General features: G+C 65.3%; 17 protein-coding genes. All 17 read left to right on the top strand.

Going from position 1 to position 14,975, the window contains the following annotated elements; translation table 11 throughout:
* Positions 1 to 1,314, top strand: a complete 1,314-nt coding sequence (locus tag HZZ13_RS31695; RefSeq protein ID WP_197963381.1) for a MotB family protein — start codon at positions 1 to 3, stop codon at positions 1,312 to 1,314.
* The gene (locus tag HZZ13_RS31690) at positions 1,311 to 2,489 is read left to right on the top strand and encodes a chemotaxis protein (protein ID WP_197963380.1); all 1,179 of its coding nucleotides are present in this window, start codon (positions 1,311 to 1,313) and stop codon (positions 2,487 to 2,489) included. The genes HZZ13_RS31695 and HZZ13_RS31690 overlap by 4 nt, the downstream gene beginning before the upstream one ends.
* The gene (fliK, locus tag HZZ13_RS31685; RefSeq protein ID WP_197963379.1) at positions 2,486 to 3,829 is read left to right on the top strand and encodes a flagellar hook-length control protein FliK; all 1,344 of its coding nucleotides are present in this window, start codon (positions 2,486 to 2,488) and stop codon (positions 3,827 to 3,829) included. The genes HZZ13_RS31690 and fliK overlap by 4 nt, the downstream gene beginning before the upstream one ends.
* Complete coding sequence (locus HZZ13_RS31680) at positions 3,780 to 4,361, top strand: transglycosylase SLT domain-containing protein (RefSeq protein WP_197963378.1); 582 nt, start codon at positions 3,780 to 3,782, stop codon at positions 4,359 to 4,361. Before fliK ends, HZZ13_RS31680 begins: the two co-directional genes overlap by 50 nt.
* Positions 4,362 to 4,450: 89 nt before the next feature.
* Positions 4,451 to 5,680: a flagellar hook protein FlgE gene (locus HZZ13_RS31675; RefSeq protein ID WP_197963377.1), complete on the top strand. Its 1,230-nt coding sequence runs from the start codon at positions 4,451 to 4,453 to the stop codon at positions 5,678 to 5,680.
* Positions 5,681 to 5,714: 34 nt separating this feature from the next.
* On the top strand, positions 5,715 to 7,190 hold the full coding sequence (gene flgK, locus HZZ13_RS31670) for a flagellar hook-associated protein FlgK (RefSeq protein WP_197963376.1): 1,476 nt from the start codon (positions 5,715 to 5,717) through the stop codon (positions 7,188 to 7,190).
* A gap of 3 nt (positions 7,191 to 7,193) precedes the next feature.
* Entirely contained in the window at positions 7,194 to 8,240 is a 1,047-nt protein-coding gene (locus HZZ13_RS31665) for a flagellar hook-associated family protein (RefSeq protein ID WP_197963375.1), read from the top strand.
* 68 nt (positions 8,241 to 8,308) lie between these two features.
* Positions 8,309 to 8,653, top strand: coding sequence for a flagellar biosynthesis regulator FlaF (flaF, locus tag HZZ13_RS31660; protein WP_197963374.1), 345 nt, complete (start codon positions 8,309 to 8,311; stop codon positions 8,651 to 8,653).
* On the top strand, positions 8,653 to 9,063 hold the full coding sequence (gene flbT / locus HZZ13_RS31655) for a flagellar biosynthesis repressor FlbT (RefSeq protein WP_157281885.1): 411 nt from the start codon (positions 8,653 to 8,655) through the stop codon (positions 9,061 to 9,063). The genes flaF and flbT overlap by 1 nt, the downstream gene beginning before the upstream one ends.
* A 15-nt stretch (positions 9,064 to 9,078) precedes the next feature.
* Positions 9,079 to 9,501, top strand: a complete 423-nt coding sequence (gene flgD, locus HZZ13_RS31650) for a flagellar hook assembly protein FlgD (protein ID WP_197963373.1) — start codon at positions 9,079 to 9,081, stop codon at positions 9,499 to 9,501.
* Entirely contained in the window at positions 9,498 to 9,764 is a 267-nt protein-coding gene (gene fliQ, locus HZZ13_RS31645) for a flagellar biosynthesis protein FliQ (RefSeq protein ID WP_025034323.1), read from the top strand. Before flgD ends, fliQ begins: the two co-directional genes overlap by 4 nt.
* 74 nt (positions 9,765 to 9,838) lie before the next feature.
* Entirely contained in the window at positions 9,839 to 11,920 is a 2,082-nt protein-coding gene (flhA, locus tag HZZ13_RS31640; RefSeq protein ID WP_197963372.1) for a flagellar biosynthesis protein FlhA, read from the top strand.
* The gene (fliR, locus tag HZZ13_RS31635) at positions 11,917 to 12,669 is read left to right on the top strand and encodes a flagellar biosynthesis protein FliR (protein ID WP_197963371.1); all 753 of its coding nucleotides are present in this window, start codon (positions 11,917 to 11,919) and stop codon (positions 12,667 to 12,669) included. Before flhA ends, fliR begins: the two co-directional genes overlap by 4 nt.
* Before the next feature lie 7 nt (positions 12,670 to 12,676).
* Positions 12,677 to 13,096, top strand: coding sequence for a hypothetical protein (locus tag HZZ13_RS31630; RefSeq protein WP_197963370.1), 420 nt, complete (start codon positions 12,677 to 12,679; stop codon positions 13,094 to 13,096).
* Positions 13,093 to 13,575, top strand: coding sequence for a rod-binding protein (locus HZZ13_RS31625; RefSeq protein ID WP_197963369.1), 483 nt, complete (start codon positions 13,093 to 13,095; stop codon positions 13,573 to 13,575). The genes HZZ13_RS31630 and HZZ13_RS31625 overlap by 4 nt, the downstream gene beginning before the upstream one ends.
* Positions 13,576 to 13,614: 39 nt before the next feature.
* Positions 13,615 to 14,127: a flagellar biosynthesis protein FlgN gene (locus tag HZZ13_RS31620; protein ID WP_197963368.1), complete on the top strand. Its 513-nt coding sequence runs from the start codon at positions 13,615 to 13,617 to the stop codon at positions 14,125 to 14,127.
* Entirely contained in the window at positions 14,124 to 14,582 is a 459-nt protein-coding gene (locus HZZ13_RS31615) for a hypothetical protein (RefSeq protein WP_197963367.1), read from the top strand. Before HZZ13_RS31620 ends, HZZ13_RS31615 begins: the two co-directional genes overlap by 4 nt.
* The last annotated feature ends 393 nt before the right edge of the window (positions 14,583 to 14,975 follow it).

Here is a 14,975-nt window from a genome sequence, read left to right as displayed (position 1 = left end):
ATGGAGGAGGTCAAGCATGAGCTCGTGATCGTCCGCCGGCGCAGCGCCTTCGCCGAGGAGGCGCATCACGGCGGTGTCTGGAAGATCGCCTATGCGGACTTCATGACCGCGATGATGGCGTTCTTCCTGGTCATGTGGCTGCTCAACGCGCTCAACCAGGATCAGAAGCAGGTCGTCGCGAGCTATTTCAACCCGATCCAGCTCGCGGAAAATGCCCCCGCGCCGAAGGGTCTGAAGAATCTGTCCAAGAAGGAACCGACGTCGTTCGAAGGTCAGGACGGCAAGCGCCAGCCGGCCGGCACGAACGAAGAACGGCGCGGCGACTCTCCGACGGCCGAGAAGCCGGCCTCCTTCGAGGAGAAGGTCCTGTTCCGCGATCCCTATGCGACGCTCTCCGAGATCGCCAACAGCTCGAACCAGTCCACGGGCCAGCGGCGCGCCGGCGCTCTGACGTCCGCTGAAGAGGACGGCCTCAAGGGGGGCGACGCCTATCGCGATCCCTTCGATCCCGGCTATTGGAAGCTGGCGCCGCAGGCGTCCAAGGATGCCGATCGCTTCATCGAGAGCGAGCCGAAACCGAATGCTTCTGCGCGAGACAGCGCAGCCGGAGCAAATCCGGGCGAACCGCAGGCGCGCCGCACCAAGACGGATGATGCCGGCGGAAGCGTGGCTCCGAATGCGGATAGCCCGTCCGCGAGCCTGTCGCCCCTGCTGCCGCCGGGCGCCGCAGCGACGCAGTCGGCGCGCGAGGGCAGCGCCCAAGCTGGCGTTCAGGCGAGCGCCGCCCAGCAGGCTCGGCTCAACGATGCGGCGAAGGAGCACGAACCGCGCGACATGGCGCAAGCGCAGCAGCCGACCCTCAAGCAGCTTCAATCCGCCATCGCGGAGGCGCTGTCGGACATCAAGGCAGGAGCGGGTCCGGCCACCGAGGTGCGCCAGGTCGAGGAAGGGCTCCTGATCAGCCTGACCGACGATGCGAGCTTCGGCATGTTCGCGGTCGGCTCGGCGGAGCCGCGGCCCGAGCTGATCCGCGTGATCGACAAGATCGGGCCGCTGCTGATGAAGCGCCAGGGCATGATCATCGTCCGCGGCCACACCGACAATCGGCCGTATCGGTCGGAAACTTACGACAATTGGCGGCTGTCGACCGCACGTGCGCAGATGGCCTATTACATGCTGGTCCGCTCCGGCGTCGATGCGCGGCGGATCGAGCATGTCGAAGGTTATGCCGATCGGCGGCCGAAGCTTCCGAACGATCCAGCGGCCGCCCAGAACCGCCGGATCGAGATCCTGATCCGGGAGAAGCGCCCTTGATCAGGCTGCTGCGCTGCGCCGCCTTGCTGCTGCTGCCGTTCACGGCGCCGAACGCGCTTGCCCAGCCTGCGCCCCAGGGCGGCGAACCCTATGAGCTCGTCCGCGCCTTGCAAGCGGTGCAGGACGGCATCGCCAACGGCGACACCGCCGCACATGGCAGTCATGTCTCCTTGATCCGGCAGATCGGCGAGAAGTTTCTCGCGGCCGATCCCGCCGTGTGGAGCAACCCGCAGAACGGCCAGGCCGTCGTCATCTACCTGCTCAGCGGCGGTGCGCCGCAAATCGTCCGCAAGCTGCCGCGCGACAAGATCAACGTCGACGAGCGGCTGTTCAACGGTGCGCTCGCCTATGTCGAGGGTCGTCAGGAGGAAGCGCGGGAGCTGCTCAAGGAGATCAAGCCGCGGACGATTCCCTCCGGACTGGGCGGACAGGTCGCGTTGGTTCAGGGCGCGCTGTTCGCGCGCGCCGAGGCATCGCTCGCGATCGAGCGTCTGGACGATGCGCGCCTGCTGCTGCCCGGCACGCTGGTCGAGGAGGCGGCGCTGCGGCGCGAAATCCTGCTGGTGGGGCAGGCGGAGGATTTCGAGAAGTTCGAGTTCCTGACGCTGGCCTATATCCGCCATTACCGCAATTCGATCTACGCCGGTGATTTCTGGCAGCGCTTCTCCGCGGGCCTGACGCAATCGAGCCTGGCACTCGACGAGCGCCGCTTCGCGCGCATCTCAGCCCTGCTGGAGCAGATCGATCGCGCCAGCCGCCTCAAGCTGTATCTCGTGATCGCGCGCGCCGCGATGGTGCGCGGACGGCTGGCCGTCACCCGACTTGCGGGCGAGCGGGCATTGACGCTCAGCGCGGATGCATCGGCGGAACGTGAGCGGGCCCATTTCTTCCGCGGCGCCTCGCGGGTGCTCGCCGATGAATATGACGGCGGCCTCGCCGAACTGAAGGCGCTCGACCGGTCGAAGCTGCCCGAGCGCGACGTCCCCCTTCTCAATGCCACCGTGCAGCTCGCGCTCGACATCCGCAAGCCGTTCGCGGGCGGATCCGCCGCGGCAGCGGACAAGCCTCCGGCAACGCCGGCGCGGCTCGATCTGGCATCATCGACTGCGACGCTCGAACGCGCGCAGAAGCAGCTCGGCGAGCTCGAACTCCTGACCAAGGACCGCCGTCCATGACCAAGCTCAGTGGAACCTCCGGACAGCTCTTCTCCGGTCTGGCCGAGACTCTCAACATGCGCGGGTCGCGCTCGGCAAAGGGTGCCGGGACCAAACCGCAGGCGAATTCGTCCTTCAACGACCTGCTCCACACCGTCTCGAACCTCGCCAAGCAAGCACTGAGCGAAGATGACAGCGAGACAGCCGCGAAGACCGGAACGCTGCGCACGCGCCTGATCCATCCGGCCGAGCAGGAGAAGCCGAAGGAGGCGACGCTGCGCGATCGCGTCGCGATCACTGCAGATCCAAAGTCTGTGGACGAGGTCTCCGACACCAAGTCCGACAAGTCGACGGAGAAACACCGTCCGGCCGATCTCGTGGCCGGGACAGGCGTCCAGGACCAATCCGGCATCGCTGTCATGGTCGGCCAGGAGATCGCTGCCGCGCCTGCCGTGAAGCCGCAGATGCAATTGCCGTCCGCAGACAAGGACGCGCCCGCGCGCGACGAGCGGTCCCCCACGGCAACGCACGAGGCGCCGGCCGCGGCAAAGGCAGCGACCGCCGATACCGGTCTATCCGGTCCTGCTCCGGCCGGCGCGCGCTCGCAGGCCGCGGCTTCGCAGGCGAAGGCCGTTTCGCAGCCGGCATCGACGCAAGGTACGGAGGCTTCGAGCGCAATGCCGGCATCACCCGGCTTCGAGGCGGTCACGGCCGAGGTCGAGCGCGCTGCCAGGGCTTCGGCGCGCACCGCACTGCCCGAGACGACCAAGGTCACCGTGGTCCAGCAGGAAACCCATCTGCCACCGGCGCAGTTCAACGCCCCGCAGCAGGTCGCCAATGCAGTCGTCGCCGAGCTGAAGGAGTCCTCGGCACCGGCGGCGTCCGCAGCCCCCGATCTCGCAGCATCCCAGACCAACGCGCCGGATCAGCCGCTCAAGATCCTGACCGTCAACCTCGAACCGCCCGCGCTCGGCAACGTCACCGTGCGCCTGCGCCTCGTCGGCACCGAAGTGTCTGTCCAGCTCGCGGCCGAGCGCAAGGACACGAGCCAGATGCTCGACCAGCAGCGCGACCAGATCCGCGATCTCATGCAGTCGGCGGGCTACGTCGCCGACGTCGCACCCGTCCAGCACGGCTCGCTGGACGGATTCCAGAGCGGCTCCGGCCAGTCGCAGCCCCAGCTCTCAGGCCAGCAACAGTCCTCGCCGCAGTCGCAAGGCGCGTTCGGCGGTGCCGGCACGTCGTCGGGCCAATCCGACGGCGGCGCGAAGCAGGCCCGCCAGGAGCGTCAGTTCAACCAGGAGACGCGTCATGAGCAGGACGTGGCGCCGCATCACCGTCGCGGCCCTGTTTATCTCTAGTGCGAGCGCCGCCGAGGCGGCCGCCGAAACTGCGCGCCCCTGCGAGCGTGAGATGGCGCGCGCTGCCCGGCAGCACGGGATTCCGCTCGGCATTCTCTATGCGGTCGGGCTCACCGAGACCGGCCGGCGCGGCGCGCTTCATCCCTATGCCCTCGGGGCCGACGGCCAGACCGTGTTCGCCAAGGACATCGACGATGCGATGGCGAATTTCGAGGCGATGCGAGGCAAAGGGATCAAGCTGATCGATCTCGGATGCATGCAGATCAACCAGCATTATCACGGCGACAAGTTCGCCTCGGTCCGGGCGATGTTCGATCCCGCTGGGAATGTCGACTACGCCGCCCGCTTCCTGAAGGAGTTGAAGCAGCGCGAAGGCAGCTGGACCATGGCCGTCGCCCGCTACAATGCAGGTCCCAACAACCAGCCGGCCCAGAAGCGCTACGTCTGCCACATCGTCGCGCACCTCGTCTCGAGCGGCTTCGGCGCATGGACCGAAAAGGCTCGCTCCTTCTGCCAGCCGAAAACGACCTGACAACATGAAGTTGTGCATCGCGCCAATCATCAGCCCCGCGCAAGCAAGACCCCGCATTGTAGCTGCAACCTGACCAAGGAGCCCAATTCATGAGCCTGTATGGTGTTATGCGCACCGGCGTTTCCGGGATGAACGCGCAGTCCAACAAGCTGTCGACGGTCTCGGACAACATCGCCAACGTCAACACGACGGGCTACAAGCGGGCTTCGACGGAATTCTCCTCGCTGATCCTGAAGAGCGGCTCCGGCAATTACGATTCCGGCGCGGTCGAGACCACCGTCCGTTATGCCATCAGCGATCCCGGCAACTATCACTTCACGACATCGACGACGGATCTTGCGGTCCAGGGCAACGGATTTTTCGTCGTGCAGGACGCGAACGGAAACAACTTCCTCACCCGCGCGGGCGCGTTCGTGCCCGATGAAACCGGCAACCTCGTCAACACAGCCGGCTTCCAGCTGATGGGCTACAACATCGCGAACGGCGCCGTGCCTAACGTCGCCGCCAACGGTTTCGGCGGTCTCCACGTCATCAACGTCAACCAGATGGCGCTCCAGGCTGCGCCATCGACCAGGGCGACCGTGGCCGCCAATCTCGATCCGAGCGCAACCGCGATCGCAGCGCCGGCAGGGCCCGCCAACTACACGTCGAAGACGTCGATGGTGACCTACGACAATATCGGCAATGCCGTCACGCTCGACGTCTACGCTGCCAAGACGGGCGCCAATACCTGGGATATCCAGGTCTACAACGGCGCCACTGCGCTGACGACGCCGGGTCCCGCAACCACGTTCACCTTCGACGTCACTGCGACCGGCAAGGGCAGATTGGCCGCGGCGAGCCCGACGGCGCTCTCGGTCGCGATCCCGGGTGGTTCCGCCGCCTTCAATATCGATATGTCGGCCATGACCCAGGTTGCTGCCGCCTTCGACTTCAAGGCGACGGTCGACGGCAACGCTCCGTCCGCGGTGGAGAAGGTGAACATCGACGACAAGGGCATCGTCACCGCCGTCCTCAAGAACGGCACCACGCTGCCGAGTTTCCAGATTGCGCTCGCCACGGTGCCGAGCCCGGACCATCTGACACCCGAAGTCGGCAACGTCTATTCGCCGAACCTGGAGTCCGGAAACGTGCAGGTTGGCCTCGCCGGCCAGGGCGGTCTCGGTACCGTCAAATCCGGCGCGCTGGAAGATTCCAACGTCGATCTCGCCGACGAACTGACCTCGATGATCGAGGCCCAGCGCGGCTTCACGGCGAACTCGAAATCGTTCCAGACCGGCGCGGATCTGCTGGACGTCGTCGTCAACCTGAAGCGCTGAATTCTTCGGCGCTCGTTTCGGGCAAGAGCACGTCATGTCGCTTACCGCCGCTCTCAACTCGGCTCGCTCCTCGCTCATGGCGTCGAGCATCCAGTCGTCGGTCATCTCGCGCAACATCGCCGGTGCCAGCGCCACCGGCTATTCGCGCAAGCTCACGGTGCTCGACAATCTGCCCGGCACCGGCGTCTATGTCGCGGCGATCCAGCGCGCCGCCAGCTCGGGCCTCTACAACAACGTCCTGATCGCGACCTCGTCGTCCGCCAAGCAAACCGCGATCTATGACGGCCTGCAGAAGATCGCCACCGCGACGGTGGACGATCCGGAGCTCGACCAGTCGCCGACGGCGCAGCTCAATGCGCTGAAGCAGGCGTTGCAGAAATATGCCAACGCCCCGGACAACGCCACGCTGGCGCAGGCGGCCGTCGCCTCCGCCAAGGACATGGCGACCGCGCTCAACCAGGCGACCCGGACCGTGCAGTCGGTCCGCGACAGCGCCGATGCCGACATGAAGACGTCGGTTCAGAACATCAACCAGCTGCTCTCCCAGTTCGAGACCGTGAACACCGCGATCGTGAAGGGAACGATCTCCGGCGACGACATCACCGACTACCTCGACCAGCGCGACAGCATTGTCTCGCAGCTGTCGCAGGAGGTCGGCGTCACCATGTCGATCCGTACCAATGGCGACGCGGCGCTCTACGCCGACAGCGGCGTCGTGCTGTTCGACAAGACGGCGCGGACGGTGAGCTTCGCGCCGACGAATGCCTACACCGCCGCGACCACGGGCAACGCCGTCTACATCGACGGCGTCCCGGTGACCGGGGCCAATTCGGTGATGCCGCTGAAGTCAGGCAAGCTCGCAGGCCTCGCTCAGCTACGCGACCAGGACACCGTCACCTATCAGAGTCAGCTCGACGAAATCGCGCGCGGTCTGATCAATACGTTCAGGGAAAGCGATCAGACCGCCGCGGCGCTGCCCGATGTTCCCGGTCTCTTCACCTATCCGGGCTCGCCGGCCATGCCGGCAAGCGCGACCGTCTCGGTGGGCCTCGCCGGCACGATCTCGGTTGCCGCATCGGTCGATCCGGCCCTCGGCGGCAACCCGAATCTGCTGCGCGACGGCGCGATCAGCGGTAGTCCCGCCTACCAATACAACACCGCCGGCAACGGCGGCTATTCGGTCCGGCTGCAGCAGCTCATCGGCGGCATGGATGCCTCGCAGCCGTTCGACGCAACGACCCAAGGCAAGCCGAGCGGCAGCCTGATCGACTTCGCCTCGTCGTCGGCGAGCTGGATCGAAAACCAGCGCAAGGTCGCCAACGACAATTCCGAGTACCAGAGCACGTTGCTCAACCGCAGCATCACGGCGTTGTCAAACGTCAACGGCGTCAACATGGACGACGAGATGGCCTTGATGCTCCAGGTCGAGCGCACCTATTCGGCCTCGTCGAAGATCATCTCGACCGTCGATGAAATGCTGCAGAGCCTACTGGCCGCCGTGGGGAACTAAGCCATGATGAGCGCAAACTACATTTCCACCCTGATGTTGTCTTCGTCGTTGAGGTATTCGATCACGAACAATCAGGCGGCGTTGAGCAAGGCCTCGACGGAGGCGACCACCGGGCGCTTCTACGACGTCGGCCTCGAGCTCGGTGCCACGACGGGAAGCGACCTCACGCTGCGGGCCGACTTCAGCTTCGCCGATCAGCTCGTCGATACCAACGGGCTCGTTTCGGGGCGCCTGGACGTGACGCAGAACCGGATCACCCAGCTCAGCAAGACCGCGACGGACTTCCTCAAGGACCTGATCGCGGCCCGCAGCACCGACGGCGGCGGGCGGGTCATCCTGCCGCCTGCAGCCTCCAATCTCCAGGACCTGATCGGCGCGCTGAACGTCTCCTATAACGGCTCCTATCTGTTCTCGGGCATCAACACGCAGAACGCGCCCATCACGCCTTACGCCGCGGGCTCGGCCAGCAAGAACCAGGTCGATGCGGATTTTCTCGCGGCCTTCGGCTTCTCGCAATCTTCGCCGGGCGTGGCCACGATCACGCCGGCCCAGATGCAGACCTTCCTCGATACCACCTTCGATGCCGAGTTTGCCAGCCCGGCCTGGAACACCAACTGGTCGTCGGCGACCGACCAGACCATGCAAAGCCGGATCTCCACAACCGAGATCGCCGATACGTCCGTGAGCGCCAACCAGACCGGTTTCCGCAAGCTCGCCGAGGCCTACACCATGATGGCCGATCTCGGGAACGTCAACCTGAGCCAGGAGACGTTCCAGGTCGTCGTGGACAAGGCGATCGGGCTGGTCGGCAACGCCATCAACGACCTCGCTGCGCTCGGCGGCAGCGTCGGCACGGTCCAGCAGCGGATCACCACGGCAACCGCCAAGCTCAAGACGCAGCAGGACATCCTGAACAATCAGATCGTCGGCATGGAGAAGGTCGACCCGACCGAAGCCTCGGTCCGGGTCAACACGCTGCAGACGCAGATCCAGACCGCGCTGGCGCTCACCTCGCAGCTCCAGAAGATCAGCCTCATCAACTATCTCTGAGCCGAAGCTGCCCTGTCAGGCTCGTAACCCTTGTCCAGTTGTTCGGTTTCCTGCGAAGAGTGGTGCTGATGACGTTTGAAGCCTATGAAGCGGTCGTTGACGAAAGCGGCTATGAGGCGCGCAGCCGGGAGCGGCAGGCACTCAGCCTCGGCATCGACCGGCTCGAGCGGATCCAGAGGGGACGCTTCAGCCTCGAGGATCAGGTCGAGAGCCTGCTCTATGTGCGGCGGCTGTGGACGATCTTCATCGAGGATCTCGCACACCCTGAGAACGGGCTTCCCGAGAAGCTGCGTGCCGACATCATTTCGATCGGGCTGTGGGTGGTCAAGGAAGCCGACCGCCTCCGCGAGCAACGGTCGAGCGACGTGGTGCAGCTCATCGAAATCAACCGCCTGATCCGAGACGCGCTTTAATGAAGATCTCCTTGCGTGCGGGCGAACGGATTTACATCAACGGCGCGGTGCTCCGCGTCGACCGCAAGGTCTCCGTCGAGCTCGTCAACGACGTCATGTTTCTGCTCGAGGGGCAGGTCATGCAGGCGTCCGACGCCACCACGGCGCTGCGACAGCTCTATTTCATCGTCCAGCTCATGCTGATGAACCCGACCGACGTCCGCGACGCTGCGGCGCTCTACGCCCAGCATCATGCGGCCCTGTGTGCGGTTTGCGAGAACCGCGAGATGCTCGATGGGCTCGGCGCGATCGACGAACTGGTCGGGGCGACCCGCTATTTCGAGGCGCTCAAGCGGATTCGGGCGCTGTTTCCGGTGGAGCAGGCCATCCTGGCCGGCGCCGCCGCCGTTTCCCCAGTCGAAGCTGCGTGACAGCGGAGAGACAAGATGAACGTCAACAGCGCGACCGACACGACCGGCAAGTCGTCCAGCCCGAACGGGACCAATGCGCCGACGTCGAGCAACAGCGTGGACTACAACACGTTTCTCCAGCTCCTCATTGCCGAGATGAAGAATCAGGATCCGACCAATCCGATGGATACCTCGCAATATATGAGCCAGTTCGCCCAGCTCTCGACGGTCGAGCAGGCGATGCAGACCAATGCGAAGCTGGACGCGCTGCTGTCCTCGCAGTCCTTGTCGCAGGCCAACGGGCTGATCGGGAAGACGGTCAGCTTCGCCGATTCGACCGGCGCGACCTTCAGCGGCAAGGTCGTCTCGGTTTCCATCAACAGCGACGGCTCCATCGCGACCCTTCAGGACGGCACGAAGGTCGCGGTCGGACCCGGGCTCACGATCAGCCAGTCATGAACGAGCGGGACGCCCTCGATATCGTCCAGGCGGCGATCTGGACCATCATCGTCGCCTCCGGGCCCGCGGTCGGCGCAGCCATGCTGGTCGGCACCGTCATCGCGCTGATCCAGGCGCTGACCCAGATCCAGGAGGTGACGCTGACCTTCGTTCCGAAAATCATCGTCATTCTCCTGGTCGTTGCCGTCTCCGGCTCCTTCATCGGCGCGCATCTGTCGACCTTCACCGAGATGGTCTATTCCAGGATCGAGCGCGGCTTCTGATCCGGACGGCGCGGCACCATCCCCGCGTAAGCTTTGCGCGGCAGATTACGGGCGGACCCCACTGCCGGTGACCCATGGCCGATACGTTAGCTGCTAGCCTGCCCAATCCGCGCCGCCTCGGAACGGATGCCTTCTTTGCAGGCGGCATCGTGACCATGCTCACGATCCTGTTCCTGCCGATTCCGCCGATCCTGATCGATCTCGGCCTCGCGTTCTCGATCGCATTGTCGGCCCTGATCCTGATGGTCGCCCTGTGGATTCAGCGCCCGCTCGACTTCTCGGCCTTCCCGACCGTGCTGCTGATCGCGACGATCCTGCGCCTGGCGCTGAACATCGCGACGACGCGCCTGATCCTGTCGCGGGGCGGGGAGGGTGAACATGCGGCCGGCCATGTCGTTGCAGGCTTCTCGAAGTTCGTCATGGGCGGCGACTTCGTCATCGGCCTCATCATCTTCGCGATCCTGGTGACGGTGAATTTCGTCGTGATCACCAAGGGTGCGACGCGTATCGCCGAAGTCGGCGCGCGCTTCACCCTGGACGCCATCCCGGGCAAGCAGATGGCGATCGACGCGGACCTGTCCGCTGGCTTGATCGATGACAAGGAGGCCCAGCGCCGCCGGCGCGAGCTCGAAGAGGAGAGCGCGTTTTTCGGCGCTATGGACGGCGCCTCGAAATTCGTCCGCGGCGACGCCATTGCCGGCCTCATCATTACCGCGATCAACATCTTCGGCGGCATCGTGATCGGCGTCACCCATCACGGGCTCACGCTGTCGCGCGCCGCCGACGTCTACACCAAGCTCTCCGTCGGCGATGGTCTGGTGTCGCAGATGCCGGCGCTGATCGTGTCGCTGTCGGCGGGCCTGCTGGTCTCCAAGGGCGGCACCAGGGGCTCGGCGGAGCAGGCGGTGCTGCGGCAGCTCGGCGGCTATCCGCGCGCGGTGTCGGCCGCCGCGCTGATGATGTTCGTGCTCGCGTTGATGCCGGGGCTGCCGATGGCGCCGTTCGTGCTGCTCGGGGGCGTCATGGCCTTCGTCGGCTATTCGCTGCCGAGGCGGCAAGCCGCGCTGAAACAGAAGGAGGATGCCCGCAGGGCCGACGAGCGCGCCCAGGCCGAGGCCAAGGAATCCGTCAAGGAGCAGCTCAAGACCGCCGAGATCGAGCTCGCGCTCGGCGGCCACCTTTCGGTCCATCTCCTGGGCTCGCGCACCGAGCTTGCCCACCGCGTGGCCAAGATCCGCAAGAAGTTCGCCAAGCAGTACGGCTTCGTCATTCCCGAGATCAAGCTCACCGACAATCTGTCGATCGATCCCAAGAGCTATCAGATCCGGATTCACGACACGCGCGTTGCCCATGGCGAGCTCAGGCTCGGCGAGGTGCTGGTGCTAGTCGACAAGGACGGCAAGCCCGACGTGCCGGGCGACGAAGTGATCGAGCCCGCGTTCGGCATGAAGGCGCTGTGGGTGACGGAAGCCTTCACCGACGAAGTCAAGCGGCAGGGCTGCAAGCCGGTCGACAATCTATCGGTGCTGCTCACGCATTTGAGCGAAGTGATCAGGGCGAACCTCGCCCAGCTCTTGTCCTACAAGGACATGCGTGCCCTGCTCGACCGGCTCGATCCCGAATACAAACGCCTGGTCGAGGATCTCTGCCCGTCGCAGATCTCCTATTCGGGCCTGCTGGCGATCCTGAAGATCCTGCTGGCCGAGCGAGTCTCCATTCGCAATCTTCACCTGATCCTCGAGGCGATCGCCGAGATCGCGCCCCATGTGCGGCGCTCCGAGCAAGTGGCGGAGCACGTGCGAACGCGGCTCGCCCAGCAGATCTGCGGCGATCTCTCCGACAATGGCGTGCTCAACGTGGTCCGTCTCGGCAACCGCTGGGACCTCGCTTTCCATCAGAGCCTGAAGCGCGATGCCAAGGGTGACGTCGTCGAGTTCGATGCCGACCCGCGCCTGATCGAGCAGTTCGCGACCGAAGCCAGCGCCGCGATCCGGAAATTCACCGAGAGCGGCACCAGCGTGGTGCTGGCAGTGACGCCGGAAGCGCGCCCCTATGTCCGGATGATCCTGGAGCGGGTGTTTCCGACATTGCCGATCCTGTCGCATGTCGAAGTCGCGCGCAGCGCCGAGATCAGGGCGCTCGGAGCCATATCGTGATCTCCGGGCTCGCCGACAGCGTGCTGGTGACGTTCATCGTGTTTTGCCGCATCGGCGCCTGCCTGATGCTGGTGCCCGGCTATTCCAGCGTCAACGTTCCGCCCCAGGTGCGCCTGTTCGTCGCGCTGGTCACGACGTTTGCACTGACGCCGATCCTGATCGCCGTCCTCAAGCCGCTCACGGACAACGCGGCGCCGCTGACGCTCGCGCTCCTGATCTGCTCCGAGCTCGTGGTCGGCAGCGTCATCGGGCTCGGCGGGCGCGTGTTCTTTCTCGCCCTCCAGACCATGGCGACCATGATGGCGGGCGCGATCGGCCTGAGCAACATCCCGGGCACCCCGGTCGCCGACACCGATCCGGCGCCGGCCCTGGTGCCCCTGATCATGGCGGCTGTCACCACGCTGTTCTTCATGACCGACCAGCACTGGCAGGTGCTGCGCGGGCTGATGAACTCCTATGACGTCTGGAAGCCCGGCAGCAGGCTGGGCGGCAGCGTCGCGCTCGACCTGCTCGTCGGCCGCCTTTCGGAAGCGTTCGTGCTGACGCTGCGGATCTCGAGCCCCTTCATCGTCTATTCGGTCATCGTCAACCTGGCGGTCGGCCTGATCAACAAGCTGACGCCGGCCATTCCGGTCTATTTCATCTCGGTGCCCTTCGTGCTGTTCGGCGGCTTCCTGCTGCTCTACCTCACCAGCGACGAGCTGTTGACGCAGTTCATGCTGGGCGTCTCGTCGTGGCTGGCGGAGTGACCGGGTCATGACGTCGCGCGCGGACAAGCTCGGCCGGATGGTCTCGCTGGTGAAGCTCCAGCTCCGGCTCTCGGAATGGCAGCTCGCGCAATTGCGGCAGCAGGAGCGCAGCCTGCAGGACGAGCAGGAATGGCTGGTCGGAGCCCTGAATGATGGAAAGCCGCCGGCGGGATCGTCGAACGAATCGATCGCGCGGCGTCTCAACAGGACGAGTGTCGGCGCCCGCGCGGTGCAGGCGCAGGCCGCGCAGCAGCTCGACCAGGTACGCCGCGAGACCCGCCGCGTCAAACAGCTCGAGGAGGTCGCCAAGACTGCGCTCGCAGACAAGCTCCGCGATGCCGAGAAGCGCGCGCTCGAGGAAATGACGGGAACGAGCCTTACCGTGCGCGCCTGGACGCCACAGCCAGCCAACCGGAACAAGACATGATCGTGACAGCGACGACCGACCTCGTCCTCGACGTCCTCGAAGCGGCCGACCCCGCGACGCAACGCGCCGCGACCGCGAAGCTCGACGCGCTGAAATCGTCGGACGCCGATTTCGCCGCCACGATGGAGGCGGAAGTTGGCAAGGCCAAAGCGGGGAGTGCCGACCAGGCCGCGGCGAAAGTCGCGGAAGCGCAGTCGGGTGCGGTGAACGGGGCGCCGGTGCAGGTGATCAAGGCGCCGGCATCGGGCGAGGTTTATCGGAAGTTCGAAGCCTTCATCCTCCAGACCTTCGTCGAGACGATGTTGCCGAAGGAGTCGGAGGAGGTCTTCGGCAAGGGCACGGCTGGCGGCGTCTGGAAGTCGATGCTTGCGGAGCAGCTCGGCAACCAGCTGGCAAAGGGCAACGGCGTCGGCATCGCCCGGCAGCTCGCCGCGGCACATCCGGCTGGACCGGGCGCTGCGGCGAAGGCCGGATCATGATCGGCGAACGGGTGACAGAAGTTGAGAGGTGAATTTCCAATGCAGGCACAAGAAGGCGCGGCGGCCGTGGCGATCGACCAGACGGTCGCGGACACCGAGACGATGACGACGGAAGCCGCAGCGAGCGATGCGCTGCTGCCCGTGCTGCTGCCGATCGGGGGTGGCGAGGCGAGGGCCGACGCCGCGGACGCGATGAGATCGGACGAGATGCGTGGCCTGCTGGCCGCAATCCGCCGGCTCGCGAGTATCGTCGAGGAGGAGACGACGGCACTCGCGACTGGCCAGAAGATCGATTTCGACGACTTCAGCGCGCGGAAGAGCCGGAGCATGCTCGAATTCGTCCGCCTGATGCGGGCGCGGATGCACCTTGGCGGCGAGGTCGAGATCACCGCGGAGATTCAGCGGCTGCGCGAGAAGCTCGAGCGGAATCGGTCCATTCTGGAAATGCACTACGACGCGGTCCGTGAGGTCGCGAGCATCATCGTCAAGGCGGTCAAGGACGCCGAGTCCGACGGCACCTATACCGGTCGCACAGCGCAGGACGGAAAATGATCAGACTGGTGCTGGCCGGCCTCTGGGTATGCATCCTCACGGCGGGCACGAGCTATGCTGTGGCCTATTGGAAGGAGAAGGGCAGCCTGCTGCCGGCGAGGGACGAATATCTCGAAGGGCTGCAATATCACAAGACGCGGGCGCTGAGCGTGCCGATGGTCGAGAACGGCAATGTGCAGGGCTACATCGTCGCGCGCTTCGTCTACACCATGGAGGCGCGGACCATGCACCAGCTGAACGTTCCGCCGGAGCCGTTCGTCGTCGACGAGGCCTTCCGCAGGATCTACGCCGACGATCGTCTCGACTTCAGGAAGCTCGCCCGCTACGACCTCGCCATCCTGACGACGGCGATCAAGCAGCGCGTCAACGAAAGGATGCAGGGTGACATCGTCCAGGACGTCCTGGTCGAGGACTTCAACTACGTGTCCAAGGAAGAATTCCAGCAGAAGCCGTAGCGCTTTTCTGCGGCCATCCTTCGAGACGCCGCTACGCGGCTCCTCAAGATGAGGACGGAATGCGCGGCGCCAGTTTCAGCGTGCACCGGCGCCGATTAGCCTCATCCTTGTATGGGGGGTGAGTTGTCAAGAGAGCATTGTTTGTTGGCGGCGGTCTTGGGCGCCGAGGCGAGGCACGGTCAAGGCTGGCCGCAGGCCACCGCCGGAGGCGGCGCGTTAGCGGCCTTGACCGCGACGAGCTCGGCGCCACAATGGAGCGTTCGCAACATGCGCATCGGCGCTGGCAGGCGGGACGTGATGCGAGGCCTGGGCCGTGAACGACAATGCGGCAGGACCGCATCACCTTGTATCCGGTCGGGCACGCGGCCCGGTACCCTGATCTTTCATGCACGG

Origin of the sequence: Bradyrhizobium agreste (assembly GCF_016031625.1) — a bacterium.
GTDB classification, from domain to species: Bacteria; Pseudomonadota; Alphaproteobacteria; order Rhizobiales; family Xanthobacteraceae; genus Bradyrhizobium; species Bradyrhizobium agreste.
This window is presented reverse-complemented; position numbering and strand designations above follow the sequence as displayed.